The sequence below is a fragment of the Variovorax sp. SPNA7 genome (genome assembly GCF_033807855.1).
GTDB classification, from domain to species: Bacteria; Pseudomonadota; Gammaproteobacteria; order Burkholderiales; family Burkholderiaceae_C; genus Variovorax; species Variovorax beijingensis.
Map to the genome: position 1 here is coordinate 894,454 of NZ_CP138513.1, position 24,725 is coordinate 919,178.

Here is a 24,725-nt window from a genome sequence, read left to right on the forward strand (position 1 = left end):
CCGTGGTTTCCGGGGCCGCGATGCGACAATTGCCCTCCCATGACAGACACCCTCACCATCACCCGCCCGGACGACTGGCACCTGCATGTGCGCGACGGCGCCGCCCTCGAAGCCGTGGTCCCGCACAGCGCGCGCCAGTTCGGCCGCGCGCTGGTCATGCCCAACCTGCGCCCCCCTGTGACCACCGCGGCGCAGGCCGTCGCCTACCGCGACCGCATCCGCGCGGCGGTGACGCCGGGCACGGCCTTCGAGCCCGTGATGTCGCTCTACCTGACCGACAGGCTGCCGCCCGAGGAAATCGCCCTGGCCGCAGAAGCCGGCGTGCGCGCGCTCAAGCTCTACCCGGCCGGCGCCACCACCAACAGCGATGCCGGCGTGACCGACATCCGCCACACCTACAAGACGCTCGAAGCCATGCAGAAGCACGGCCTGCTGCTGCTGGTGCACGGCGAGGTCACCGACCCGGCGGTCGACCTGTTCGACCGCGAGGCCGTCTTCATCGACCGCGTGATGATTCCGCTGCGCCGCGACTTCCCCGAGCTCAAGGTGGTGTTCGAGCACCTCACCACCCAGGAGGGCGCCCACTATGTGCGCGATGCCAACCGCTTCACGGCCGCCACCATCACCGCGCACCACCTGCTGTACAACCGCAACGCCATCTTCACCGGCGGCATCCGCCCGCACTACTACTGCCTGCCCGTGCTCAAGCGCGAGACGCACCGCGTGGCGCTGGTCCAGGCGGCCACGAGCGGCAGCGACCGCTTCTTCCTCGGCACCGACAGCGCGCCGCATCCGGCCCACCTGAAGGAGCATGCGCTCGGCTGCGCCGGCTGCTACACCGCGCTGACCGCCATCGAGCTCTATGCCGAGGCCTTCGACAGCGTGGACGCGCTCGACAAGCTCGAGGGCTTCGCGAGCTTCCACGGCCCCGACTTCTACGGCCTGCCGCGCAACAGCGGCACCATCACGCTGAAGCGCGAAAGCTGGACCGTGCCCGAGACCGTGCCCTACGGCGACGCCACGCTCAAGCCGCTGCGCGGCGGTGAAACCATCGCCTGGAGACTCGCATGACGCCCACGCTGCGGGTGATGCTGCTGATCGATGCCGACAACGTCTCGGCCGACGTGATCGAGCAGGCCGTGCAGCGGACCCTGGCCGAGCACGGCGCGGTTCATGTGCGCCGCGCCTATTGCAACGCCGAAACGGCGCTCAAGCAGCAGGCGCTCTTCAAGCGGCTGTCGGTGCGGCCGATGGTCAATCTCTCGGCCGGCAAGAACAGCACCGACATCGCGCTGGCGGTCGATGCGCTCGATCTCGTGATTGCCGAGCGTCCCGACGTGGTGGTGCTGGTGTCTTCCGATTCCGACTTTGCGCCGCTCGTGATCCGGCTGCGCGAGAAGGGCTGCCGCGTCTGCGGCCTGGGCCAGCAGGGCAAGACCGGCGAAGAAACCGTGGCGGTCTACGACGAGTTCACCGACCTGCAGCACCACGGCGCGCCGGTCGCGCCCCGCACGGCGCCGGCGAAGAAGGCCGCGGCCAAGGTGGCCGCGAAGCGTGCGCCGGCCAAGACGGAAAAGACCGAAAAGAGTGCGGCCGCGCCGGCCCGCAAGACCGCGGCGGCCAAGGCTCCGGCCCGAAAGACCGCCAAGGCGGCGAAGCCGCCCGCGCCGCAGCCGCCTTCCGAGGCCGCCGAATTCATCCTGCGTGCGGCGCCCGCGCTGCGCAGCGGTGCCGACGTGCCGCTCAACGACGTGGCCCAGGCCCTGCGCGCGGCCGGGCTGCTCGGCAAGCACGGCAGTTCGCTCAAGCTGTTCGACAAGCTTCCGGCGGAGTTCGCCGTGCTGCAGCACCCCGACCGCATCCGCTGGACCGGAGCCGCCACGCCTTGAGCCTGGCGGCGGTCGACTGGGCGCAGCCCTGGCTCGCGCCTTACCGCGCCGTCGGCCAGGCGGCGGCGCAGGCGGCGCTGCGCACCTCGGTTGCAGCCGCGCTGCAGCGGGAAGCGGCGCCGGACTTCAGGCCCGCCTTCGTGCCGCAGTCGGCGCTGTCCGCGGGGCAGGCCTATGAGGCCCACATCTTCCAGACCGGCACCGTGCCGACGCGCGACAACCTGCACGACTTCTTCAACGGCCTCGTCTGGCTCGCCTTTCCAGAGGCCAAGCGCCGGCTCAACGAATTGCAGGCCGCGGAGATCGCCCGCGCGGGCATCGGCGCCACGCGCGGCCCGCTGCGCGACGCGCTCACGCTGTTCGACGAGAACGGCGCCGTGCTCGATGCGCCCGAGCCGTTGTGGCAGGCGCTGGCCGCGCGCGACTGGCACACGCTCTTCGTGACGCAGCGCGCGCTGTGGTCCGAGGCGCGCCTCTGGGTGTTCGGCCATGCGCTGCTCGAGAAACTCGCCAACCCGCGCAAGGCGCTCACCGCGCATGTGCTGCGGCTGCCGCCACTGGCTGCCGGCGGATCGGTGGCGGCCTGCGACCGCGCACTGGCGTGCAGCCTCGCGCCGGAATACCTGGCGCGAAAACCCTTTGCTCCGCTGCCGGTGCTCGGCGTGCCGGGCTGGTGGGCCGGCAACGTGGCGGTGCATTTCTACGACGATCCCAAGGTCTTCAGGCCCGGTCCGTAGAACTTTTGCTCCTATCATCGCTCTACCCGCAGGCTGCGGTCGGCCTCCTTCAAAATCCAAACAACAAAGGAAGAGGGCCATTTCCTGCACGGCTTGAAGAGGGCCATCCGGTCCTCATCTAAGCGGCAGCATTCCCCCACGGAGAATTCAACTTGAAACGTATCCTTCTGTTCGTTTTGACCAATGTGATGGTCGTTGCAGTGCTCGGCATCGTCGCCAGCCTGCTCGGCGTCAACCGCTACCTGACGGCCAACGGGCTGAACCTCACGGCGCTGCTCGGCTTCGCGCTCATCATGGGCTTTGGCGGCGCGATCATTTCGCTCCTGATCAGCAAGCCCATGGCCAAGTGGACGACCAAGCTGCACATGATCGACAACCCCCAGTCGCCCGACGAGGCCTGGATCGTCGGCACGGTGCGCAAGTTTGCCGACAAGGCCGGCATCGGCATGCCCGAGGTCGGCATCTTCGAGGGCGAGCCCAATGCCTTTGCGACCGGCGCGTTCAAGAACTCGTCGCTGGTGGCGGTGTCCACCGGCCTGCTGCAGAACATGACGCGCGAAGAGGTCGAGGCCGTGATCGGCCACGAAGTGGCGCACATCGCCAACGGCGACATGGTCACCATGACGCTGATCCAGGGCGTGATGAACACCTTCGTCGTGTTCCTCTCGCGCGTGATCGGCTATGCGGTCGACAGCTTCCTGCGCCGCGGCGACGACCGTTCGTCGGGCCCGGGCATCGGCTACTACGTGAGCACCATCGTGCTGGACATCGTGCTGGGCTTTGCCGCCGCCATCGTGGTGGCGTGGTTCTCGCGCCAGCGCGAGTTCCGTGCCGACGCCGGCGCGGCCGCGCTGATGGGCAACCGCCAGCCGATGATGAACGCGCTGGCGCGCCTGGGCGGCCTGCCGGCCGGCGAACTGCCCAAGGCGGTGGAAGCCATGGGCATCACGGGCAGCATCGGCAAGCTCTTTGCCACGCACCCGCCGATCGAAGAGCGCATTGCGGCGCTGCAGAACGCGCGCGGCTGATCGGATCGATCTCCGCTGCAACAGCAAAAAGAAAAGCCGCCACGGGTTGCCGTGGCGGCTTTTTCATTGGGGCTGCCGCCGGGCAGCTTCAATACGAACGCAGCGAAATACCCCAGCGCCCGTCCACGCGCGTGGCGATCCAGAGATTGCGGTGCGTGCTGAGCACCGTGCCGGCTTCGTCCTCGCGCGTGTAGCTGACGACGAAATGCACCTTGTCGGCGCTTGCGAGCACCGCTTCCTTCGACTGGTAGCGCGTGCGCCGCCAACCCGAAGCCATGAGCTGCTCGAAAAAACCGGCCGGATGGTGGCCGGGCGCCTGCCATTCGAGGCGGTCGGCGCCCGAGAGCATCAGGTGCGGAAAATGAAGCTCGCCGTCCATGCCCGCGGTGTCGCAGGCATTGAAGCGTTCGGTGAAGCGGTCGAGGCAGGCGGAGGCTTCGCCGATCGCGTCCGACGCCGCCGCGTCTGCGGAGGCCTCCGGCGCGACGAAGCTGGCGAAGTCGGTCATGGTTGCTGCGGCGGCGACAACGCCAGGGCGATCAGGCCGCCGGAGCCGCCGGCTGCCGTTCGGTCCGTGCGCGTGCGAGCGTGCGTGCGACCTCGTCGGCATCCATGCCGTACATCTCGGCGAACTCGTGCTCGCTGCTGCGGCCGCTGGCCTCGAAGGCGCGCAGCAGCGCCTCGCGCTTGGCGGCCTGGCGGGCCAGCTCGGCCAGCGCTTCGTCGAGCACGGCGTTGGTTTCCTCGTCGCGCGAGCGCACCAGCACCGCGTAGGCCTCGCGGTCGAGGCCCGAGGCTTCCACGGCGCGGGCGATGCGCGCGACCAGCTGGGGGCGCAGGTCCTCGCCGGGGTTGCGCTGCACGCGGCGGCGGTGCAGCTCGAGGATGGCGTGGTGCACATGCTCGGGTGCAACCGGCTCCACCGCGTTGCCGTCGAGGTCGTGGCGCGCAAGGCCCGCGGCCACCGCCTCGAGATAGCGCGTGGAGCGTGCGTGCAAGCCCAGCGCAACCTTCAGCTCGTCCTTCTTGAAGTCGTCGGGGTGCTTCTCGAGCAGGTCCTGGAACACGCCGAGCTTGAGCGGCAGGAAGCGCGCGCCGAACATGCCGGGGTACAGCTCGAACAATTTCTCGAGCGCCGGGTGCACCTTGCGCGCGCGCTGCGGCTGCGCCGCCTGCTTCGGCTTCTGCCTTTGTGGTCGCTGCTGTTGCCGCGGCTGGCGCGGCGCGCGCGGCGGCCGTCCATCGGCGTTCGGCTGCTGATGCGGCTGGTGCGACTGGGCGGTGCCCTCGGCTTCCGCCGGCTGGACTTCCTGGATTTCTTCTTGGGGCGTGGCGGTGTCGGTCATCGGTCGGTTCTTGTCAGGTTGGCTGGCAGCGGCGGGGAAAAATGGATTCCGCGCGTTCAGCGCGGGCGGAACATCTTGAAGAGATTGTCGGGGCTGATCTCGAAGTAATCGGCCGGGCCGCCGCCGCGCAGGATGGGCTGCGCCGCGGCGGTGTCGTAGATGCCGTTCTTCAGCAGGTGGCGCGCAATGTGCACGCCCACCACTTCGCCGAGGATCAGCCAGGTGGGCACCGGCACGCCGTCCACGCCCTCGAGCTGCAGCAGCTGCGTGAGCCGGCACTCGAAGGACACCGGGCTCTCGGCCACGCGCGGCACCGCAATGTGGTGTGACGCCGCGGGCGTGAGGCCGGCGAGCTCGAACTCGTTCACCTCGGGCGGCACGGCGGCGCACGACTGGTTCATCTGCTCGGCCAGCGGCCGGGTGGCCAGGTTCCAGCCGAATTCGCGCGTCTGGCGGATGTTGTGCAGGCTGTCCTTGGCGCCGATGCTCGCAAAGCCCACGATGGGCGGCGTGTAGTTGAAGGCGTTGAAGAAGCTGTAGGGCGCGAGGTTGAGCCTGCCGTTCTCGTCCTGCGACGAGATCCATCCGATCGGCCGCGGACCGACCATGGCATTGAACGGATCGTGCGGCAGGCCGTGGCCCTTGGCGGGTTCGTAGAAGTGGAAGTCGTCGTTCGGCACGGCCATGGATTCCTTGCTCATGTTCCGGTGACGCTGCGCGCCACCGCTTCGGCCACCTTGATGCCGTCGACGCCGGCCGACAGGATGCCGCCCGCGTAGCTCGCACCTTCGCCGGCGGGGTAGAGGCCGCGCACGTTGAGGCTCTGGAAGTCGTCGCCGCGCGTGATGCGGATCGGCGACGAGGTGCGCGTTTCCACGCCGGTGAGCACCGCATCGTGCAGGTCGAAGCCCTTGATCTTGCGGCCGAAGGCGGGAAAGGCCTCGCGCATCGCCTCGATGGCGTAGGCCGGCAGCGCCTGGTGCAGGTCGGTGGGCGTGACGCCGGGCTTGTACGAGGGCGTCACGCTGCCGAGCGCGGTCGAGGGCCTGCCCGCGATGAAGTCGCCCACCAGCTGGCCGGGCGCGCGGTAGTCGCTGCCGCCGAGCACGAAGGCGTTCGACTCGAGCTCGCGCTGCAGCGCGATGCCGGCGAGCGCGTCGCCCGCGGCCTCGGGCGTCCAGCCCGGAAAGTCGCGCGGGTCGATGCCCACCACGATGCCCGCGTTGGCGTTGCGCTCGTTGCGCGAATACTGGCTCATGCCGTTGGTGACCACGCGGCCGGGCTCGCTGGTGGCTGCCACCACGGTGCCGCCCGGGCACATGCAGAAGCTGTAGACCGAGCGGCCGTTGCTTGCGTGGTGCACCAGCTTGTAGTCGGCCGCGCCGAGCAGCGGATGGCCCGCATGGCGGCCCCAGCGCGCGCGGTCGATCAGGCCCTGCGGATGCTCGACGCGAAAGCCGATGGAAAAGGGCTTGGCCTCGATGTGCACGCCGCGCGCGTGCAGCATGGAAAAAGTGTCGCGCGAGCTGTGGCCGAGCGCCATCACCACGTGGTCGGCGCGCAGCTCGCTGCTCGTGCCGGTGGCCTGGTCGAGCACGGTGAGGCCGCGAATCTGGCCGTCTTCGATCTGCACGTCGGTCACGCGCTGCTCGAAGCGGATCTCGCCGCCGAGCGAGACGATCTGCTCGCGGATGTTCTCCACCACCTTGACCAGCTTGAAGGTGCCGATGTGCGGATGCGCGACGTAAAGGATCTCGGGCGGTGCGCCGGCCTTCACGAATTCTTCCATCACCTTGCGGCCGAGGAAGCGCGGGTCCTTGATCTGGCTGTAGAGCTTGCCGTCCGAGAAGGTGCCGGCGCCGCCTTCGCCGAACTGCACGTTCGACTCGGGGTTGAGCACGCTCTTGCGCCACAGGCCCCAGGTGTCGCGCGTGCGCTGGCGCACGGTCTTGCCGCGCTCGAGCACGATGGGCTTGAAACCCATCTTCGCGAGCATCAGCGCCGCAAAGATGCCGCAGGGGCCGAAGCCGATCACCACGGGCCGGGGCGCGCCTTCGGGCGCCTGCGCGGGCGGCGTGTAGCGCATGTCGGGCGCGGCCTGGATGTGCGGATGCGCAGCGTGCTTGGCGAGCAGCGCGGCTTCGAGCCCGGCGTCGGCCAGCTGCACGTCGGCGATGTAGACCGTGAGCAGGTCGACCTTGCGCGCGTCGAAGCTGCGCTTGAAGACGGTGTGGGAAGCGATCGCTTCGAGCGGGACGTCCAGCGTCCGGGCGATCAGGGCGGCCAGCGCCTCCGGGGCGTGGTCCAACGGGAGTTTGAGTTCGGAGATTCTCAGCATGTCATGGGGCTTGTGGTTATCAAGCAGGCCACGGATTTTACGCGCCGAGGCGCTATGAAAGAGATAGCTGGATCAGGCTGGCAGGAAGCCCTCGACCGAGAGGTAGCGCTCGCCCGTGTCGTAGTTGAACCCCAGCACCACCGCATCGGCTGCCAGCGAGGGCAGCTTCTGCGCGATGGCCGCGAGCGTGGCGCCCGAGGAAATGCCCACCAGCATGCCTTCCTCGACCGCGCAGCGGCGGGCCATTTCGCGCGCCGGTTCGGCGTCCACCTGCAGCACGCCGTCGAGCAGCGAGGTGTCGAGGTTCTTCGGGATGAAGCCCGCGCCAATGCCCTGGATCGGGTGCGGCGAGGGCTGGCCGCCCGAGATCACCGGCGAGGCCACCGGCTCCACCGCGAACACCTGCAGCTTCGGCCACTTCTTCTTGAGCACCCGCGCCACGCCCGTGATGTGGCCGCCGGTGCCCACGCCGGTGATCAGCACGTCGACGCCGTCGGGGAAGTCGGCCGCGATTTCCTCGGCCGTGGTGCGCACGTGCACGTCGATGTTGGCGGGGTTGTTGAACTGCTGCGGCATCCACGCGCCCGGCGTGCCGGCCACGATTTCCTCGGCGCGCGCAATGGAGGCCTTCATGCCGCCGGCGCGCGGCGTGAGGTCGAAGGTGGCGCCGTAGGCCAGCATGAGGCGGCGGCGCTCCACCGACATGCTGTCGGGCATCACGAGGATCAGCTTGTAGCCCTTGACGGCCGCGACCATGGCCAGGCCGATGCCGGTGTTGCCCGAGGTGGGCTCCACGATGGTGCCGCCGGGCTTCAGCGCGCCGGACTTCTCGGCGTCTTCCACCATCGACAGCGCGATGCGGTCCTTGATGGAGCCGCCGGGGTTGGCGCGCTCGGACTTGATCCACACCTGCTGCTTCGCATTGCCGAACAGGCGGTTGATGCGGATGTGCGGCGTGTTGCCGATGGTCTGGAGGATGTTCTGGGCCTTCATTGGAGGGTCTCCTTGGGCATGAGGTGGATCGGGTCAGCTCGGTCGAAGCGCCATTGTGGAGCGGACGGCCAGCGCCCGCGAGGGTATCGGGCGATAATCCCCCTGTGAAGCACGCCAGACCGCCGCTGGTGCAAGCCCGCAAGGGGCGACGCCGCAAGGCGCCGCGTCGAAAGACCGCACTGGAGGAACGTCCGGACTGCACAGGACAGCGCAGGAGTTAACGACTCTCCACCGTGAGGTGAGGATCAGAGCAACAGAGACGAGCCGATTAAGTTCGGGTGAAACGGGCAATCTCTGCGCGCAGCAACACCAAGTAGGCCAGTATCGAGGTGGTTCCGCTGAGCTGGCGGGTAGGTGGCATCGAGCCGTTTGGCGACAAGCGGCCCAGAGTAATGGCGGTCACGTTGGGGGCAACTCCAACGCACAGAATCCGGCTTATCGGCGGGCTTCACACTTTTTTTCTTCCCTGGCGGCCGCGGCCGCCAGCGGCCTTTGGCGTCAGCGCGTGAAGAGCCAGCCGCCCTTGGGCTGGCGCGTCAGTTCATGCCGCCGGACCGAGCGTTCCTCGCCGTCGTCGCCCACGTACACCACCTCGAAGCGCAGCCGCTTCGGCGAGACCATCTTCCAGTTCTGGATGCGCTTGACCGTCACGCAGGCGGTCTTGTCGTGGTACTGCATCTCCGCCATCGGCCCGCCCTGGAAGCCGGTGCCGTCGAACAGCCGGCCCGGCGCCGCGAACGGGTTGAGCACGGCGCCGTTGCGCGCGGTGATGCAGCCCTCGGTCCGCACGAAGGATTCGATGGTGGGCGCCGCACTTCGCACCACCTTGGCCACGGCCGGCGTGGGCGGCTTGGTCACGATGGCCTCGCGGATGCGCTCCACCTGCTCCTCGGTGATCGGCGCGAGCCCGCTGGGCGACACGACCGGCGGCGGTGCCGGCGGTGGCGGCGGCGCGTACGGGGGCAGCAATGGCGCGAGATAGCTGCAGCCTGCCAGCGCCAGCGGGGCGGTGCAGGCGAGTGCGGCGATCCGGGTTCCGAACTTCATGGATGGGTCTCCTGTCGTCGATTCCTCTTCGGGCCTTGTTCGTGCCTCTTCTTCGATGTCAAAAGCGTTCGTGCGGCGAAAGATAGCGCCACTGGCCGGGCTCCAGCCCTGCCAGCGGCACGCGGCCGATGCGGATGCGCCGCATGGCCAGGATGCGCAGGCCGGCTTCGTCGCACAGGTGCGCGATCTGTCCGGGCCGCGCGCCCTTGAGTGCAAAGCGCAGGCCGGTCTGTTCGTCGGCCTGGCGGCCGATGCTCACGCGCGCGGGCGAACGCTCGAAGCGCACGAGCTGCTCGGGGCTGACCTTGCCGGCCACGTCGACCATCACCTCGTGTTCGAGCACGCCCGCGTCCTCTTGCAGCTTGCGCTCGATGCGCCATTCCTGCGTGTAGACCACGAGCCCGCTGGCGCCGGTTTCGAGGGGCGTCATGCAGCGCTGCGCCTTGGCGTGCGCGGGCAGGAAGCGCATGCCCGCGCGCTCGGGTTCGTGGTGGTTGGCGGCCACCAGCAGCCGGTGTGCGGTGTCGGTGGCCATGCCGGCCGGCTTGTGCAGCAGCAGGGTGACGGGCACGACGGGCTCCGGCTTGGCGCCGGGCTCGATTTCGACCTTCTGGTGGCCCAGCACGCGCGACTGCGGCAGCAGCGCCGGCACGCCGTCGACGCGCACCGCGCCGTTCTCGATCAGCAGCTCGGCCTCGCGCCGCGAGCAGCCCGCGATGGCGGCCACGCGCTTGGCAAGGCGGATGCCTTCTTCTTCGGAAGCGCCGCTCATGGCGTGGAGGCCAGTTGCCGGATGCGCGCCACGTGCGCGGCCAGCGATCGGGCGGCCACCGGCCACATGCGCTCGGGCACGTCGTCGTAGGCCAGTGGCAGCCAGTCGTCCGGCGTGCCCTGGGGCAGCCTTTGCATGGCCGCGGCGATCTTGGCTTCGCGCTTCAGGCGGTGCGCCTTCAGCTGCGCGATGGCGCTGCGTGCGCTGCCGATGACGTGGCCGTGTGCGGGCAGGATGAAATCGATGCCGCCGGCCTCGCAGGCCGCATCGAGCTTGTCGAGTGAATCGAGATACGCGTTCATGTCGCCGTCGGGCGGATCGACCACCGTGGTGCTGCCGTTCAGGATGTGGTCGCCGGAGAACAGGAGCCCGTCTTCCTCGAGCACCAGGCACAGGTGGTTGGCGGCGTGGCCCGGCGTGTGGATGGCGCGCAGCGTGTGGGTGACGGGCTCGCCTTCGGCCGTGGTGCCCTCAAGCACCAGGCGCTCGCCGTCGCGCAATTCGCGCTCCGCGGCAAAGCGCGCCGACGAACGTGCCGTGGGCGCCGAAGACAGCCCGAGGATCGGCGGCTTCTCCTTGCACAGCGCCTGCAGCGGCGCCGCGCCGGGCGAATGGTCGGCATGCGAATGGGTGCACACGATCATGCGGATGTTTCCCTCGGTGGCGCGCCACAGCCGTTCGATGTGGCCCGCGTCGTTCGGGCCCGGATCGATCACGAGGTAGCCCGTGGCCGCATCGCCCACGATGTAGCTGTTGGTGCCCGGGCCGGTCATGGCACCGGGGTTGGGCGCGGTCAGGCGCTGCACATTCCTGAGCAGCGGCACGGCGCGCTCGCTCTGCCAGTCGAGCGCATGCAGCAGCTGTCCGTCGGGGCACACCAGCGCGAGCTCGCCGTAGGGCGAATCGCTTTCCATGTAGCGCGCGTCCTGGCCGCGCAGCAGGCCGGCGCGCGGGCAGCTGGTCCACAGCGGCTGCTCGGCGGCGCAGGCCTGCAGCACCGCGTCCACGCTGGCGTAGGCCGCGAGCCGCTGCAGCGTGCGCACGGTCGGAAAGATCATGAAGAAGCTGCCTGCCGCATGGCGCGCCAGCGCATCGGCCGGCCGCACCCAGCAGGGCTCGAACTGCTCGCTCTCATCGGCCGTGGGCGTCTGGCCCTCGGGCATGCGCGCCACCAGGAAGGGCACGTCGAAGCGCTTGGGCAGGTCGCGGTCGGTGATCCAGTGCGCGAGGGTGAACACCTGGTCGGACGCGAGCACCAGCCCGCGCGCGGCACATTGCTCGGCAAAGGACACGGGCGACGTGGTGCTGCGGTCCATCGATGCGATGTCCTGCGCGCTCACGGGCCGGCCGTCGGCATGGCGCGCGAGCAGCACGCCAAGCTCCTCGAAGCCTTCGCGGATCGCCGCAATCGCCTGCGTCAGCTGCAGGCCGCTCTGGGTGGGCCGCCGTGCGGCGATGTGAGCGGCGGCTTGGTCGGCTGCATCGATCTGCCCGCCGGGAAACACATAGGCGCCTGGCGCGAAGCTTGCAGTGCCGGAGCGGCGCGTCATCAGCACCTCGATGCCGGCCTCGGAATCGCGCAGCAGCAGCACGGTGGCTGCCGCGCGCACGGGCGCGGGCTCGCGTGCGGGGTGGAGTTGTTGAGTGGGACGGACCATGCGGCGATTATGGAGAGATCGCTCGGCGCGGTTGCGTGCCGCATAAGCTCATACCGGATCGGGCATGAACCGCGCGCCACAATCCCGGGCTGCACCGCCCGCATCGAGGAAAGACAGTCATGATCCATTCTCCCTTCACTCGCCACCTCAGGTTCTCGTCGTCGTTCTTCGCGCGGCGCCTCCGCCCGGCCTTGCTGCTGGCAGGCGCCGCCCTGGGTGCGGCCGCATCGTCCGCGGCCTTTGCGCAGGGCGACTGGCCGCAGCAGCCGGTCACGCTGATCATGGGTTTTCCGGCCGGCTCGGGCGTCGACGTGGTGGCCCGCGCCATCCAGGAGCCGCTCGCCCGGCAGCTCGGAAAGCCCGTCATCATCGACTACAAGTCGGGCGCGGCCGGCAACATCGCGAGCGAGTACGTGGCCCATGCCAAGCCCGACGGCTACACGCTTTCGTTCGGCACCGCCGCCACGCATGGCAGCAACGCCGCGCTCTACAAGAAGCTGCCGTTCGACGTGGAGGCCGACTTCGTGCCGGTGGCGCCGGTGCTCGACGTCTCGAACGTGCTCACCATCAACCCGGACGTGATCAACGCCAGGACCTTGAAGGAGTTCGTCGATCTCGTCAAGGCCAACCCCGGAAAGTACAACTATGCGTCTACAGGCAACGGCGCCGGCACGCACATGGCCTTTGCCGAGTTCAATTCGCGCCTCGGCCTGAAGATGGTGCACGTGCCCTACAAGGGCGGGCCCGAGGCCATCACCTCCGTGGTGCGCGGCGAGACCTGCTGCATCATGAACCAGGTGCAGACGGTGCTGCCGCACTACAAGGCCGGCAAGGTGCGGCTGCTGGGCGTGACCACCGCCGCGCCGGTGGCCGCGGTCAAGGAGGTGCCCACCATCGCCTCCAGCGGCCTTCCGGGCACCAAGGGCTTCGACAGCTCGATCTGGTTCGGCATCTTCGCGCCCAAGGGCACCGACGCGCAGATCGTCGACAAGCTCAACGCCGCCGTGAAGGCGGTGCTCGAGCAGCCCGAGATCCGCGAGCGCTTCGAAAGCCAGGGCAACACCGTGCGCATCGAGTCGCCCGCGCAGTTCAAGAAGACGGTGCACGACAACCGCGTGAAGTGGGCCGAGGTGGCCAAGGCCGCGAACATCAGCATCGACTGAGGGGCGTTGGGGCGCGTGCGCAGGCCACCGGGTGCTCCCCTCCGCGAATGTCCCCCGGCCTTCGGCCTCCTCCTTGATTTCGCTGCGGGGAGCACCCGATGCCCTGCGCACAAGGTACGCGGCTGGTTTGCGGCAGACAGATCGTGCCCTGACGGTGCGGACTACAGGGTCTTGCTGAGCCTGACGATGCCCTTGCTGTAGCGTAGGCGATGCGGCTCTTCATCGCGTCCGGAACCGGATCATGGGCGGCCAGCCGCGCGCGGGCACCGTCATCGCGACCACGCCCGCCACGATGCACGCGAGCCCGGCCCACGCGGTGGGCGAGAGCGCCTCGCCGAGGAACACCACGCCGATCATCACGCCGATGGGCACGCGCAGGTAGGCCTGCGCTGCCGTCGACATCGGCCCGAGCGTCTTGATGAGCCGGAAGTAGATCGTGAAGGCGAGGGCCGTGGAGAGCACTGCGAGCGCCAGCACGGCGATCATCGATGCGGCTGAAGGCGCCAGCGTCCACGGCCGGTCGACCGCGAGGCTCGCGGGCAGCAGCATCGCCGCACCGCAGAGCAGCGAGCCCGCGGCCGGCACCATCGGGTCGAGTCCCTTGAACACGCGGCCGAACATGGCCGCGCAGCCGTAGCAGACGGCGGCAGCCACCAGCCCGAGCTGCGCGAGCAGCGAATGCCCGAGCCCGTGCAACGCCTCGAAGCCGACGATCAGGCAGATGCCCGCGAGGCCCGCCGCCACGCCGAAGAGCCGGCGCAGCGTCGGCTTCTCCGCACCGCCCATGCCCAGGCCCAGCAGGAAGATGAAGATCGGCGAAGTCGAGTTGAGGATGGTGGCGAGCCCGGCATCCACGCTGCGCTCGGCCCACGCGATGAGCGTGAACGGCAGCACGCTGTTCAAGCAGGCTTGCACCGCGAAGCGGCGCCACATCGCGGGCTCCCGCGGCAGCCGCACGCCGCGCAGGCGCAGCAGCGCGAGCAGCAGCAGGCCGGCAATCAGCGTGCGCGCCGCGATCAGCGTCACGGGCGGCAGCGTCTGGACGCCGATCTTGATGAAGGTGTAGGAGGCGCCCCAGCAGGTGGCGAGTACGGCGAGCAGCATCCATTCGAAGGCGATGCGGGGCGCGGGCTTGGCGGCGGTAGTAGCGAGTGAGGTCGTTGGCATGGTGCACCGATCATCGGGAGTTCGCAGCGCGGACACTTCGGCCTGCAACGAAACGTGCGCGTGATGACCACGGGCCCGAATCTGGGTACGCTGCACACGGCCCTGATCCCCACGCATTCAACGACCGACCGACTTTCCATGCCTTCGCTCCTGATCCGCAATGTGCGCCCCATGGGCGCTTCCCCCGTCGATGTGCTGGTGCGCGATGGCCGCATCGCGGAAACCGGCGCCGCGCTTTCCACGCCCGCCGATGCCGCCGTCGAGGAGGGCGGCGGCGCCTTGCTGCTGCCCGGCCTGGTCGAAGGCCACACCCATCTCGACAAGACGCTGTGGGGCATGGACTGGTACTGCAACGAGGTCGGTGCCAAGCTCATCGACAAGATCGAGAACGAGCGCGCCTTCCGGCATGCGAGCGGGCACGACGCGGCCGCCCAGTCGCTGGTGCTGGCCAAGGCTTTTCTCGCACGCGGCACCACGCGGCTGCGCACGCATGTGGACGTCGACACGCAAGCGGGCCTGCGCCATCTCGAAGGCACGCTGCGCACGCGGCAGACGCTCTGCGAGTTGCTGCAGATCCAGGTCGTCGCGTTCCCGCAGTCGGGCCTCCTGGGAAGGCCGGGGACGGCCGAACTGCTTGGCCAGGCGCTCGCGCAGGGCGCCGATGTGCTCGGCGGCCTCGACCCCTGCGCGATCGACGGCGATCCGGTGCGCTCGCTCGATGTGCTCTTCGGCGTTGCCGACAGGCACCAGCGCCCGCTCGACATCCATCTGCACGAGCCCGGCGCCATGGGCGCGTTCTCGCTGGACCTGATCCTGCAGCGCACCGAGGCGCTGGGCATGCAGGGCAAGGTGGCGGTGAGCCACGGCTTCTGCCTGGGCGACCTGGGCGAGCGCGAGCGCGACGCATTGCTCGCGCGCATGGCCCGGCTCGGCGTGGTGCTGGTCACCAGTGCGCCGCCATCGCGCAGCGTGCCGCCGCTCATGGCCTGCCGCAAGGCCGGCGTGACGGTGCTCGGCGGCAACGACGGCATCCGCGACACCTGGTCGCCCTACGGCAATCCCGACATGCTGGAGCGCGCGATGCTGATCGGCATGCGCTACAACCTGCGCCGCGATGACGAGATCGACGTGGCGCTCGACACCGTCACCCACGCCGGCGCGCGCGGCTGCGGCTTCGAGGCCTATGGCCTGGACGCGGGCTGCCGCGCCGACCTGGTGCTGGTCGATGCGCAGACGGTGGCGCAGGCCATGGTCGCGCGGCCGGTGCGCAGGCTGGTGGTGGCGGGCGGCCGTGTCGTGGCGCGCAACGGCGTGCTGCAGGCCGAGGTGGCGTCCTTGTAGCCCGCGCCGCCATGTGCGCCCTCGGCCTACGCGAAAGTCCGCTGCCGGCTGTAGAGCGCCGGGCCGGCGCCGGGAGAGTCTTCGCCGCTGATTCAATCCCCGAACGAAAGGCTTCTTCCATGCGCGCCAACGACAAATCGCTGTCCGGACCCGTTGCCGATGAACTGACGCCGCTGGAAATTTCCCAGGCCGTCCTCCAGGGCGAAGAAAACCCGAACACGGCGCGGCCGCTCACGCCGCTCGAGCAGGCTGCCACGGGCATAGCAACGGCCGGCGGACAACGTTCGCCGCTGGCCCGCATGCTTTGCAGTCCGGCGGTGGCCTGGGGTGCCGCGGCCATGGCGGGCCTGGGGCTGCTCGCCGCGCTGGCCTATTCGAGGCGGGGGCCCACGCTCAGGCCCTGACGCCCCCGGCGGCGAAAGCGGGCAGGCGGAACCCGCCTCACTACACTGCTGCGGATGAGCCTTTCCCCTCCACCGCATCGCGTGCGAGAAGACCGCCTCGTTTCCTACTTCCTGGGCGGCGACGCCATGCGCAGCCGCAGCGTGGGCGATGTGGTGTTGTCAGACAGAGTCGATGTGCCTGCACCTCCGGCGCGCCTCATTGCAGATTGGGAGCGCGAGGTTTCCTCGCGCCTGGCGCTGGAGCCCGGAGACGTCGAACCCTTGCCGCTGGCGCGTGCGCGTGCGCGCTGGCCGGACTACAGGCGCTGCGTGCAGGCCATGTCCGACTGGACGCGCACCATCGGTTGGCCCGAAGCGCTCCTCGCCTCCAGCGAAGTCGCGCTCATGGCCTGCCGCGGCGCGAGCTACCACCATGACGGCGCGCAATACGGCGGCGCCGCGTTCTGCAATCTGTTCCTCTGCGAGGACAAGGAACTGGATGTGCACTTTCCCTCTACCGGCCAGCGAATCCCCCTGGCCCGCGGCACGGTCCTGCTCTTCGATACAGGCCAGCCGCATGCCGTGATCCGGCGCGGCAGCAGCGGCTTCGATGCGGCCCACTTCGCACCCGGCGAGGATTGCACCCAGGTGTTCCTGAGCTGGGAGCTTCCGATCGAGGATGCGCATGTAGCGCGCGCGCTTCGCATTGCCTTCGACGTCGATGCGCCGACCGCATCGCAACTCGACGAAGAGCAGGTCCAGGTCGATGGCGAGCCGGCCAGCCTGTGCCCGGAATCCGGCCGATGGCGGCGCGCCGGCTGAGCGACAGGCAGGCACGCCGTCATCGCCGCTACATCGCGATGTCACAGCTCTTTCTTAGGCTGGAGGCCCTCCAACCGCCTCGAGAAAAAAGGAGTGCCCTCATCCATGCATCCACGATTCATCCTGCGCGCACCGCTCGCGCTGTCGGTACTGGCCCTTGCATTGACCGCCTGCGGCGGCGGTGATGGCGGAGGCGGCAGTGGCTTCAGCGGCGCCGCTGCCACGTCGGGCAGCGCGCTCGGTTCGGACCAGACCCCTGCAGGCACGGCCGGCAAGACCGATGCAGCCTCGTCCGGCGCGGGCAGCGAGCCCAGCGTGAGCTACGCGCCCTGACGCGCCATCGCGTTCCGGCATCCTCAAAACCAAGACGAACCCCGCCATGACCACACGCCGCAAGTTCCTCCAGACCGCCACCGGCTCCGGCATTGCCGCCGCCACGCTGGCCACCTTTCCGCCCAGCATTCGCCGCGCGCTGGCCATTCCCGCGCACCACGAGACCGGCACCATCAAGGACGTCAAGCACGTCGTGCTGCTGATGCAGGAGAACCGTTCCTTCGACAGCTATTTCGGCACCTTCAAGGGCGTGCGCGGCTACGGCGACCGCTTTGCCGTGCCCGCGCCCAACGGCAAGACCATCTTCCACCAGACCTACACCAAGACCACGCCGCCCAGCACCTACACGCCCTACCGCCTCGACGAGAGCAAGGGCAACGCGCAGCGCGCGGGCAGCACGCCGCACGGCTGGTCCGACTCGCAGGCCGCGTGGGACCACGGCCGCATGTTCAAGTGGCCGGACGTCAAGAACCTGCTGTCGATGGGCTACTACGACACCGCCGAGGTGCCTTTCCAGCGCGCGCTGGCCGAGGCCTTCACGCTGTGCGACCACTACCACTGCGGCATGCACACCGGCACCATCGCGAACCGCCTGTTCTACTGGAGCGGCACCAATGGGCCGAACGGCATCAGCCCGGTCGACGGCAGCAAGGTGCAGCTCGCGGTGCTCAACAACCAGTTCAACGCCGGCAACGACATTGGCGCATCCACCGAAGGCTGGACCTGGACCACCTATGCCGACCGGCTCGAGAAGGCCGGCGTGAAGTGGAAGGTCTACCAGAGCCTGATCGACAACTTCGGCTGCAATGAGATGATGAGCTTCCGCCACTGGCGCACCGCCATCGAGCAGATGCCGGCGGCGCGCCGCCCCGTGTACGTTCCCGCGACCGACATCACGCAGCCGGTGACCGCCGCCGGCCCGTTCTACGACCCGGCCATCGACGATGCGCTCAGCCCGCTGGCCAAGGGCTTCGGCAACACCATGCCGCAGGGCTTTCTCGAAACCTTCCGCGAGGACATCCGCAACGGCACCCTGCCCGCGGTGTCGTGGATCATCTCGCCGTCGGCCTACAGCGAGCATCCCGGTCCGTCGAGCCCGGCCAAGGGCAGCTGGTACGTGCAGGAAGTGCTGGACGCATTGACCGCCAACCCCGAGGTCTGGAGCAAGACCGTGCTGCTCATCAACTTCGACGAGAACGACGGCTTCTTCGACCACCTGCCATCGCCCGCAGTGCCCTCGCGCAACCCCGACGGCTCGCTGGCCGGCGCCACCACGCTGGCCGAGGCCGACACGGCCGTCGAGTACCACAACCACACGCCGGCCACGCCCAAGCAGCCCGCCATGGACGGCCGCCCCTACGGCCCCGGCCCGCGCGTGCCGATGTGGGTGGTCTCGCCCTGGAGCCGCGGCGGCTGGGTCAACTCGCAGGTCTGCGACCACACCTCCACGCTCATGTTCCTGGAGAAGTGCTTCGGCGTGGCCGAGCCGCAGATCAGCAAGTACCGCCGTGCCGTCTGCAGCGACCTCACCAGCGCTTTCAACTTCGAGCGCCCCAACGACGAGCCGCTGCCCGTGCTGCCCGGCCGCAAGACCAAGGCCGAGGCGGATGCGCTGACCGCCGCGCAGGAGGCGCTGCCCAAGATCGTGCCCGCGGCCGACGCCGAGCTGCCGGTGCAGGCCACCGGCGTGCGCCCTTCGCGCGCGCTGCCCTACGAGCTGCACACCAGCGCGCGCAGCGATGCGCTCAATGGCCGCGTCCAGCTGCTGTTCGCCAACAGCGGCCGCGCCGCCGCCGTGTTCCATGTCTACGACAAGCTGCACCTGTCCGATCGCCTGCCGCGCCGCTACGTGGTGGAGCCCGGCAAGCAGCTCGACGGCCACTGGAACGCCATGGCCGACGACGCCGGCCTGTACGACCTGTGGGTGCTCGGCCCCAACGGCTTTCATCGCCAGTTCAAGGGCGACCTGAACCGGCTGCGCGCCGGCAGCGCGCCCGCGCCCGAGATCCGCGTGGGCTACGACGCGCGCCGCGGCGACCTCTACCTGCAGATGCGCAATGACGGCCGGCGAGATTGCCGCTTCACCGTGCAGCCCAACAAGGCCTATCCGCGCCCCGATGCCTACCAGGCCGGCGGCAGGGACCGCAACGGCAACAACGGCCATGGCAACGATGGGCACGGCAATGACGACAAGGGCACCTACGGCCACAACCCCGACGGCTCGTGGAGCATCCGCGTCAAGGGCGGCGGAGAAACTGGCATGCGCTGGAGCCTGGACGCGAGCGGCCAGTGGTACGACTTCGTCGTGACCTGCGATGCCGATCCTTCCTTCTACCGGCGCCTGGCCGGCCGCATCGAGACCGGCCGGCATTCGGTGAGCGATCCGGCCATGGGGCTGCAGGACCGCTTCTGAGCTGGGAAGGGGCTGCGTGCAGCTACGGCAGCAGCCTGGCGATCGCATCGGCGAACGATGGAATGTCGGTCTGGGTGTGCGTTGTCGAGTAGGTGGCCTCGCTGATCGACAGGCCCGGGTAGCCGCGGGCCATCAGCCGCGCGTGCATCCGGCCCACCGGCTCGAAGTTGCACTCGACCGGGTTGTCGCAGCGCGTGAGAACCAGCGTTGCAGGCAAGGGCCTGCCGCCGAGCGCATCGTGCATCTGCTGCTCGAGGCCTTCGTACTCGGCCGCCTGGAAGGCGAATGCGCCTTCGAACGCCAGGAAGTGCGAGAACACCAGGCTGCCTGCCGCGCCTTCGAGGAACAGCGCGATGCCGGCCATGCTCCCGCTCAGCGACAGCCCCGTCAGCAGGCGGCTTTTTGCATCGGCGCGGTACTTCGCCTCGATGAACGGCACCAGTTCGAGCACGAGGAAGTCGTGGTACGGCACGGCGCCGGGCATCGTGTAGTCCTGCTCGCGGCGCGCCGTGCCGCCGATGCCGACCAGGATCGCTTCGGTGCGGCGCTGCTCGAGGATGTTCCTGAGGTCCGAAAACCGCGTGTTGGGCGGATTGAAGACCCCGTCGGCGTCCATCGCATAGATGACCGGATAGGCCGCCGAGCCGCCGTCGTAGGAGGCCGGCAGGTAGATCTCGAGCGCGTAGCTTGCGCCTGTCTTGGCCGAGGTGATGGTGTCGGAAACGACGCGGCTGGTGGCGGGCGGCGATTCGGCGGGTGCCGCGGGCGCGGGCTCGGGTGCCGGTTCGGGTGGCGCGGCCGGTGCATCGGGCGGCGGCGTGGCGGGCGTATCGGCCGGCGGCGCAACGGTGGCTACCGGCAAAAAGGCGCCGCCACCGCCGCCTCCACCGCCGCCTCCACCACCTCCGCCGCAACTCCACATTCCGAGCGCGAGCGCCCAGCTGCCGATCCATACGAACGCACGCATCCTGTGCCCGAGCTGCATCGGAGTTTTCCTCGAAGCTGGTGGCCTGAAGAGGCGCATCAGGGGCGTCGCGCCAAGAAAAAAGCGCGCCGGCCCGATGCGGACTTTTTCAGGATGCCACGGGAAGCCGTGGGTGCGGCGCTATCCGCGGTAGATCAAAAACGAAAAAGTCGTATCAGCCCCAATCCCGAAGAGATAGAAAGAAGCGTCCATTCCCAGTGGGCGGGACTGCGGGCTTGGACGCAGGGGCGCGGCACAAGATACTGGACCACCGCCCGGCATTCGATCGCAATGGTCCCGGGCTTCTCAGTCAACAGGGAGCAGATCGATGAGAGTCCAGCGCGGGCCGCGTGGAGAAACCGCGTGCCCGATTCGGCCGATAGAGCCCGCCCCGCCGGTCCCCGCCTCATGGACATGATCGGCTTCCTGGCAGGCGACCATTCGCTTTCCATCCTGTGCATTCTTGCCGGGGTCGCATTCATTGCGGGGGCCTTCGACGCCATCGCAGGCGGCGGCGGATTGGTGACCGTGCCCGCGCTGGTGATCGCGGGTCTGGACCCAGTCTCGGCCATCGCAACGAGCAAGCTGCAAGCGACCCTGGGGGCGGTCTCCGCGACCACGAGTTTCGGGCGCGCAGGCTTGATCGAGTGGAGGCGGATCTGGCCCGCCGCCCTCCTGGCTTGCGTGGGTTCGGTCCTTGGCGCGCTGGCGATCAGTTCGGTTCCGCAGCAGGCGGTGAAGACCGGCCTGCCTTTTCTCCTGATCGCCATGGCGCTGTATTTCGCCCTGTCGCCCAAGATGACCGACGACGATGCCGGGCAGAGAATTTCGATGGCTGCCTTCTGCGTGACTGCCGCGATCGTGATCGGGTTCTACGACGGGGCCTTCGGTCCGGGTACGGGCTCCTTCTTCATGATCGCGTTTGTCCTGCTGCTGGGCTGGGGCGTGGTACGGGCCACCGCGCACACCAAGCTGCTCAACCTCGCGTCGATCCTGGGATCGCTTTCCATCTACCTCTTTCACGGGCTTGTGCACTGGCGCATCGGCGTGGTGATGGGTCTAGGGGCGTTCATCGGTGCGCTGGTGGGGTCCAGGTTGGCGATCCGTGCCGGCGCCAGGCTCATCCGGCCGCTGCTCATGGTGGTTTGCTGCGCCATTGCCTTCAAGCTGATGCTGGCTCCGGCGCACCCCGTCCATCAGTGGCTTGCGGGCAGGTTGTGAGAGCCCCCACTGCGCTCGCATGCACGCGGTTGCCGGTCTAGGGACACTTACACTCCGGCCATGAGAAGCGCAAGGGACGTCGGATGCGGCCTGCAGCCCGTGGTGGAGTTGCGGAAGGATGCTGCGTCGTACGCCTATTCCGTTCGCGCACCGCGTTCGAAGGGCGTGATCCCGCCCAGCTCGTACAGCAATGGCGGTTTCGTCACACTCGCCGACTGCCTGCTCGACGTGGCGCGCGCACTCGGTGGCGACTTCAAGCGCATCTACGTGCGTCTCGACGGCTACTGCGTTGGAGAGCGCGACATCGTCGAACTGCGCCGCGAGCCGCAAGAGGTTGCGGCCGCATTGAGGGCTGCCTGCGACGTGGTTGCGAGCGCCGCCAAAGCGGGTGCCGCCGCACCGGAAGCCAACGACCCCTGAACTCGCGGCTGCCGATACGCGATGCGAGCTGAACCTGCGGCGATCCGGGCGCCTTTGTGCCCCGCCTGTCATTGACGGAAGCTACAGTGAGGTTCCGAACCAGGAGGAGGCAGTCGCATGAGCTATGACTTGATGGTGAGCCTGTCAGCTGCTATTGCAACGAACTCTGATGCGGTGCGCTGAGGCGGGAGTGATGCACCTCATCTTGGGGTGTTGCTCGGGCGAGTTCCTGCGTTCTCCTCGGATTCCTTCCACGCCGCCCAGCACTGCTGGCTGCAGCATGGCCACCAACCGAGCGGCCCGCACTCCGCGGCCTCGCCGCAACCCGTTCGGCACCAGACGGTGTGCCGCCGCGACGCGCGTGCGCTGGCTTGATGCGGCCTTCGCCCCAACTGCCGCACCGCCAACGCGAACGGCGTCCCATCCACTGGCTGGTCCATCACTTGTCGTCCTTGGGATCGCCCATCTGCTGCCAGTTCGTGTCGCCGAAGGAACTGCGCTTGATGATCGGCATGATCTCGCCCTTCTCGAAGTAGCGCCGGCTGTCCAACTCGGCCGGGGTGAACCACCAGCCGGCCTGCGGGCAGGGTTCGCCGCCGGGGATGAGCGGCTTGCGGGCGGTCGATGCCTCGCCTGCAGGCCAATAGGAAGGATCGTGCGGGGAGACCCTGGACCGATGCTCCCGCGCCCAGTCGGCCAGGTCCTTGGGATAGACCAGGTGGTTGCGGTAGCTGCTGTCGTCGATGTTCCACAACACCGTGACCAGCGCGGCCTCGAAGGCCCAGTAGCCGAAGTAGGAGGAGCCCTCCTTGTCGGTGTGGGTGCCGTGCCAGTAGCAATCCTTCATGTTCTTGTACCAGCCGTCGAGGAACTCCTTGACCAGTGCCGGCCGGTCCTGCGCATCGGGTGCCGTGGCCTTGGCGAGCGGGCGGTAGGCCGCGGGATGCAGCAGCACGCGCTCGACGGGTTCCTTCTTGCCTGTGAGCTTTTCGACCACCGCCTCGAACAGGCCGTCGCGGCCCCGGTTGTATTCGGCGTTCTTGTCGAGCCAGCGCATGACGGTTGGAACCAGTTCGGCATGGCCGAGCAGCCGGCACAGCGCCAGCAGCCACATCACGTAGACGTAGGCTTCGTGCTGGGTGATGGTGAGTGTGTGTGCTTCAATGGGTCGAGGCTGATCGAACGGTATGTACTGTTCGAACGCCTCAATGACCGCAGGCAGTTCTCGCGACAACTCTGAGATCAGCCGGCCGGCTGTGTAGCGAAGAATCAGAAGCTCGAGCGTGCTTGTGGCCGCGCTCCAAGCCAAACTACCTTTGGCCTCCAAAACCAAGCTTTCGTCATGAAGGTAAGGTCTGTCCAGCTCAATGCGATAAGTCAAATCGTCATCGCGCTCCTTTGCGTGAGGTTCATCTAAGAACCGCTGCCTGCGAATGTCGTTGAACTTCACGGGCACCTCAATATGTCGAATCCTGCGGCGAGCCTGAAGACTTGCGTAACTTTGGCACCGCGCTTTCCAAATCCACGCCGGACGCCACAACGTCGATCAGCACGTATAGCTTGGTGCCACTGCCGACAGGGCCTGGCAAGCAATACGAATATCCCGTTGAGCATGGGTGTGCCCCGAGTGTTCACTTCACCCGTCCAGCACTGCTGGCTGCAGCCTGATCCATCATTTGCCATCCGTTGGATCGCCCGTCTGTTGCCAGTTCGTGTCGCCGAAGGAACAGCCTTTGATGATCGGCATAATCTCGCCCTTGTCGAAGTAGCGCCGGCTGTCCAACTGGGCCGGTGTGAACCACCAGCCGGCCTGCGGGCAGGGCTCGCCGCCGGGGATGAGCGGCTTGCGCGCCGTCGATGCCTCGCCTGCAGGCCGATAGGACGGATCGTGCGGGGAGACACTGGACCGGTGCTCCCGCGCCCAGTCGGCCAGGTCCTTGGGATAGACCAGGTGGTCGCGGTAGCTGCTGTCGTCGATGTTCCACAACACCGTGACCAACGCAGCCTCGAAGGCCCAGTAGCCGAAGTAGGAGGAGCCCTCCTTGTCGGTGTGGGTGCCGTGCCAGTAGCAATCCTTCATGTTCTTGTACCAGCCGTCGAGGAACTCCTTGACCAGTGCCGGGCGGTCCTGTGTGTCGGGTGCCGTGGCCTTGGCGAGCGGGCGGTAGGCCGCGGGATGCAGCAGCACGCGCTCGACGGGCTCCTTCTTGCCTGTGAGCTTCTCGACCACCGCCTCGAACAGGCCATCTCGGCCCCGGTTGTATTCGGCGTTCTTGTCGATCCAGCGCATGACGGTTGGAACCAGTTCGGCGTGGCCCAGCAGCCGGCACAGCGCCAGTAGCCACATCACGTAGACGTAGGCTTCGTGCTGGGTGATGGTGAGCGTGTGGGCCTCTTGAGGCGGCGGGTTGTTCAGGGGGACATACACGTCAAACGCGGCAATGACGGAAGGAATATCGCGCGACAGCTCAGAAATGGAGTGACCTGCGGTGTAGCGAAGAATCAGCAACTCCAGCTGGCTATAGGCAGCTCTCCACGCCGAACTTCCACGTGCATCCGCTGATAGAGCGGGGTCATCCACCCTCGACTTCGCTCTATCGATGACATAGGTCAGTTCGTCTTCACGCTCAATGGCGTGAGGTTCTCCAAGTAGCCTTTGCCTGCGCACGTCTTTGAAAGTCATATCGTGT

Annotated in this window: 24 protein-coding genes, 1 other RNA gene and 1 pseudogene; 13 read left to right on the top strand and 13 right to left on the bottom strand. The window is 68.2% G+C overall.

Going from position 1 to position 24,725, the window contains the following annotated elements; all coding sequences use genetic code 11:
* Window positions 1-39: 39 nt before the first annotated feature.
* The 4 genes from pyrC to htpX all read left to right on the top strand — a co-directional run bounded on the left by pyrC (window position 40) and on the right by htpX (window position 3,654).
* Window positions 40-1,071: a dihydroorotase gene (gene pyrC, locus RZE77_RS03985; protein ID WP_319440794.1), complete on the top strand. Its 1,032-nt coding sequence runs from the start codon at window positions 40-42 to the stop codon at window positions 1,069-1,071.
* On the top strand, window positions 1,068-1,889 hold the full coding sequence (locus tag RZE77_RS03990) for an NYN domain-containing protein (RefSeq protein WP_319440795.1): 822 nt from the start codon (window positions 1,068-1,070) through the stop codon (window positions 1,887-1,889). The genes pyrC and RZE77_RS03990 overlap by 4 nt, the downstream gene beginning before the upstream one ends.
* Window positions 1,886-2,626, top strand: a complete 741-nt coding sequence (locus RZE77_RS03995; protein ID WP_319440796.1) for a DUF3025 domain-containing protein — start codon at window positions 1,886-1,888, stop codon at window positions 2,624-2,626. The genes RZE77_RS03990 and RZE77_RS03995 overlap by 4 nt, the downstream gene beginning before the upstream one ends.
* A 152-nt stretch (window positions 2,627-2,778) precedes the next feature.
* Window positions 2,779-3,654 (top strand): protease HtpX, encoded by an 876-nt coding sequence (gene htpX, locus RZE77_RS04000; RefSeq protein ID WP_319440797.1) that lies wholly within the window; start codon window positions 2,779-2,781, stop codon window positions 3,652-3,654.
* An 88-nt stretch (window positions 3,655-3,742) separates the two neighbouring features.
* On the opposite strand, the gene RZE77_RS04005 is transcribed toward htpX, so the two are convergent.
* From RZE77_RS04005 to cysK, 5 genes are all read right to left on the bottom strand, one after another.
* Window positions 3,743-4,162: a hypothetical protein gene (locus tag RZE77_RS04005; RefSeq protein WP_319440798.1), complete on the bottom strand. Its 420-nt coding sequence runs from the start codon at window positions 4,160-4,162 to the stop codon at window positions 3,743-3,745.
* Window positions 4,163-4,193: 31 nt separating this feature from the next.
* Window positions 4,194-5,000, bottom strand: coding sequence for a ProQ/FINO family protein (locus RZE77_RS04010; RefSeq protein WP_319440799.1), 807 nt, complete (start codon window positions 4,998-5,000; stop codon window positions 4,194-4,196).
* Window positions 5,001-5,056: 56 nt separating this feature from the next.
* Complete coding sequence (locus RZE77_RS04015; RefSeq protein WP_319442299.1) at window positions 5,057-5,686, bottom strand: flavin reductase family protein; 630 nt, start codon at window positions 5,684-5,686, stop codon at window positions 5,057-5,059.
* Window positions 5,687-5,697: 11 nt separating this feature from the next.
* Window positions 5,698-7,338, bottom strand: coding sequence for an NAD(P)/FAD-dependent oxidoreductase (locus RZE77_RS04020; protein WP_319440800.1), 1,641 nt, complete (start codon window positions 7,336-7,338; stop codon window positions 5,698-5,700).
* Window positions 7,339-7,410: 72 nt separating this feature from the next.
* Window positions 7,411-8,331 (bottom strand): cysteine synthase A, encoded by a 921-nt coding sequence (gene cysK, locus RZE77_RS04025; protein ID WP_319440801.1) that lies wholly within the window; start codon window positions 8,329-8,331, stop codon window positions 7,411-7,413.
* Between the two features lie 106 nt (window positions 8,332-8,437).
* Here cysK and rnpB point away from each other — a divergent pair.
* Window positions 8,438-8,785: RNase P RNA component class A (gene rnpB, locus RZE77_RS04030), an RNA gene on the top strand.
* 44 nt (window positions 8,786-8,829) lie between these two features.
* Here the strand turns inward: rnpB and RZE77_RS04035 are convergent.
* From RZE77_RS04035 to RZE77_RS04045, 3 genes are read right to left on the bottom strand one after another with little or no spacing between them, the layout of a single operon-like run.
* Window positions 8,830-9,378 (bottom strand): hypothetical protein, encoded by a 549-nt coding sequence (locus RZE77_RS04035; protein WP_319440802.1) that lies wholly within the window; start codon window positions 9,376-9,378, stop codon window positions 8,830-8,832.
* Between the two features lie 58 nt (window positions 9,379-9,436).
* Window positions 9,437-10,150, bottom strand: coding sequence for an RNA pseudouridine synthase (locus RZE77_RS04040; protein WP_319440803.1), 714 nt, complete (start codon window positions 10,148-10,150; stop codon window positions 9,437-9,439).
* Window positions 10,147-11,808 (bottom strand): MBL fold metallo-hydrolase, encoded by a 1,662-nt coding sequence (locus tag RZE77_RS04045; protein ID WP_319440804.1) that lies wholly within the window; start codon window positions 11,806-11,808, stop codon window positions 10,147-10,149. The genes RZE77_RS04040 and RZE77_RS04045 overlap by 4 nt, the downstream gene beginning before the upstream one ends.
* A gap of 119 nt (window positions 11,809-11,927) precedes the next feature.
* Here RZE77_RS04045 and RZE77_RS04050 point away from each other — a divergent pair, with 119 nt between their 5' ends.
* Complete coding sequence (locus RZE77_RS04050; RefSeq protein WP_319440805.1) at window positions 11,928-12,971, top strand: Bug family tripartite tricarboxylate transporter substrate binding protein; 1,044 nt, start codon at window positions 11,928-11,930, stop codon at window positions 12,969-12,971.
* A gap of 219 nt (window positions 12,972-13,190) precedes the next feature.
* Here RZE77_RS04050 and RZE77_RS04055 read toward each other — a convergent pair whose 3' ends face one another.
* Entirely contained in the window at window positions 13,191-14,138 is a 948-nt protein-coding gene (locus tag RZE77_RS04055) for a DMT family transporter (protein ID WP_319440806.1), read from the bottom strand.
* Window positions 14,139-14,276: 138 nt separating this feature from the next.
* On the opposite strand from RZE77_RS04055, the gene RZE77_RS04060 reads away from it, so the two are divergent.
* The 5 genes from RZE77_RS04060 (at window position 14,277) to RZE77_RS04080 (ending at window position 19,430) form a co-directional block, all read left to right on the top strand.
* Window positions 14,277-15,479, top strand: a complete 1,203-nt coding sequence (locus RZE77_RS04060) for an amidohydrolase family protein (RefSeq protein ID WP_319440807.1) — start codon at window positions 14,277-14,279, stop codon at window positions 15,477-15,479.
* A 119-nt stretch (window positions 15,480-15,598) separates the two neighbouring features.
* Window positions 15,599-15,883, top strand: coding sequence for a hypothetical protein (locus RZE77_RS04065; RefSeq protein WP_319440808.1), 285 nt, complete (start codon window positions 15,599-15,601; stop codon window positions 15,881-15,883).
* 54 nt (window positions 15,884-15,937) lie between these two features.
* On the top strand, window positions 15,938-16,684 hold the full coding sequence (locus RZE77_RS04070) for a hypothetical protein (protein ID WP_319440809.1): 747 nt from the start codon (window positions 15,938-15,940) through the stop codon (window positions 16,682-16,684).
* A gap of 105 nt (window positions 16,685-16,789) precedes the next feature.
* Window positions 16,790-17,017, top strand: a complete 228-nt coding sequence (locus RZE77_RS04075; RefSeq protein WP_319440810.1) for a hypothetical protein — start codon at window positions 16,790-16,792, stop codon at window positions 17,015-17,017.
* A 46-nt stretch (window positions 17,018-17,063) separates the two neighbouring features.
* Window positions 17,064-19,430 carry a phosphocholine-specific phospholipase C gene (locus RZE77_RS04080; RefSeq protein ID WP_319440811.1) on the top strand — a complete coding sequence of 789 codons (2,367 nt, stop codon included), beginning with the start codon at window positions 17,064-17,066 and terminating at the stop codon, window positions 19,428-19,430.
* A gap of 22 nt (window positions 19,431-19,452) precedes the next feature.
* Here the strand turns inward: RZE77_RS04080 and RZE77_RS04085 are convergent, their stop codons facing one another.
* Entirely contained in the window at window positions 19,453-20,415 is a 963-nt protein-coding gene (locus RZE77_RS04085) for an alpha/beta hydrolase (protein ID WP_319440812.1), read from the bottom strand.
* A 387-nt stretch (window positions 20,416-20,802) separates the two neighbouring features.
* On the opposite strand from RZE77_RS04085, the gene RZE77_RS04090 reads away from it, so the two are divergent.
* Both RZE77_RS04090 and RZE77_RS04095 read left to right on the top strand, forming a co-directional pair.
* Window positions 20,803-21,615: a TSUP family transporter gene (locus tag RZE77_RS04090; RefSeq protein ID WP_319440813.1), complete on the top strand. Its 813-nt coding sequence runs from the start codon at window positions 20,803-20,805 to the stop codon at window positions 21,613-21,615.
* Window positions 21,616-21,675: 60 nt separating this feature from the next.
* Window positions 21,676-22,035 carry a hypothetical protein gene (locus tag RZE77_RS04095; protein WP_319440814.1) on the top strand — a complete coding sequence of 120 codons (360 nt, stop codon included), beginning with the start codon at window positions 21,676-21,678 and terminating at the stop codon, window positions 22,033-22,035.
* 439 nt (window positions 22,036-22,474) lie between these two features.
* Here RZE77_RS04095 and RZE77_RS04100 read toward each other — a convergent pair whose 3' ends face one another.
* The 3 genes and pseudogenes from RZE77_RS04100 to RZE77_RS04110 all read right to left on the bottom strand — a co-directional run bounded on the left by RZE77_RS04100 (window position 22,475) and on the right by RZE77_RS04110 (window position 24,718).
* A complete protein-coding gene (locus tag RZE77_RS04100; protein WP_319442300.1) occupies window positions 22,475-23,149 on the bottom strand; it encodes a PoNe immunity protein domain-containing protein in 675 nt (224 codons plus the stop codon).
* 27 nt (window positions 23,150-23,176) lie between these two features.
* A pseudogene (locus tag RZE77_RS04105) lies at window positions 23,177-23,491 on the bottom strand (PoNe immunity protein domain-containing protein); the annotation flags it as partial.
* A gap of 216 nt (window positions 23,492-23,707) precedes the next feature.
* Complete coding sequence (locus tag RZE77_RS04110; protein ID WP_319440815.1) at window positions 23,708-24,718, bottom strand: PoNe immunity protein domain-containing protein; 1,011 nt, start codon at window positions 24,716-24,718, stop codon at window positions 23,708-23,710.
* Window positions 24,719-24,725 lie beyond the last annotated feature (7 nt).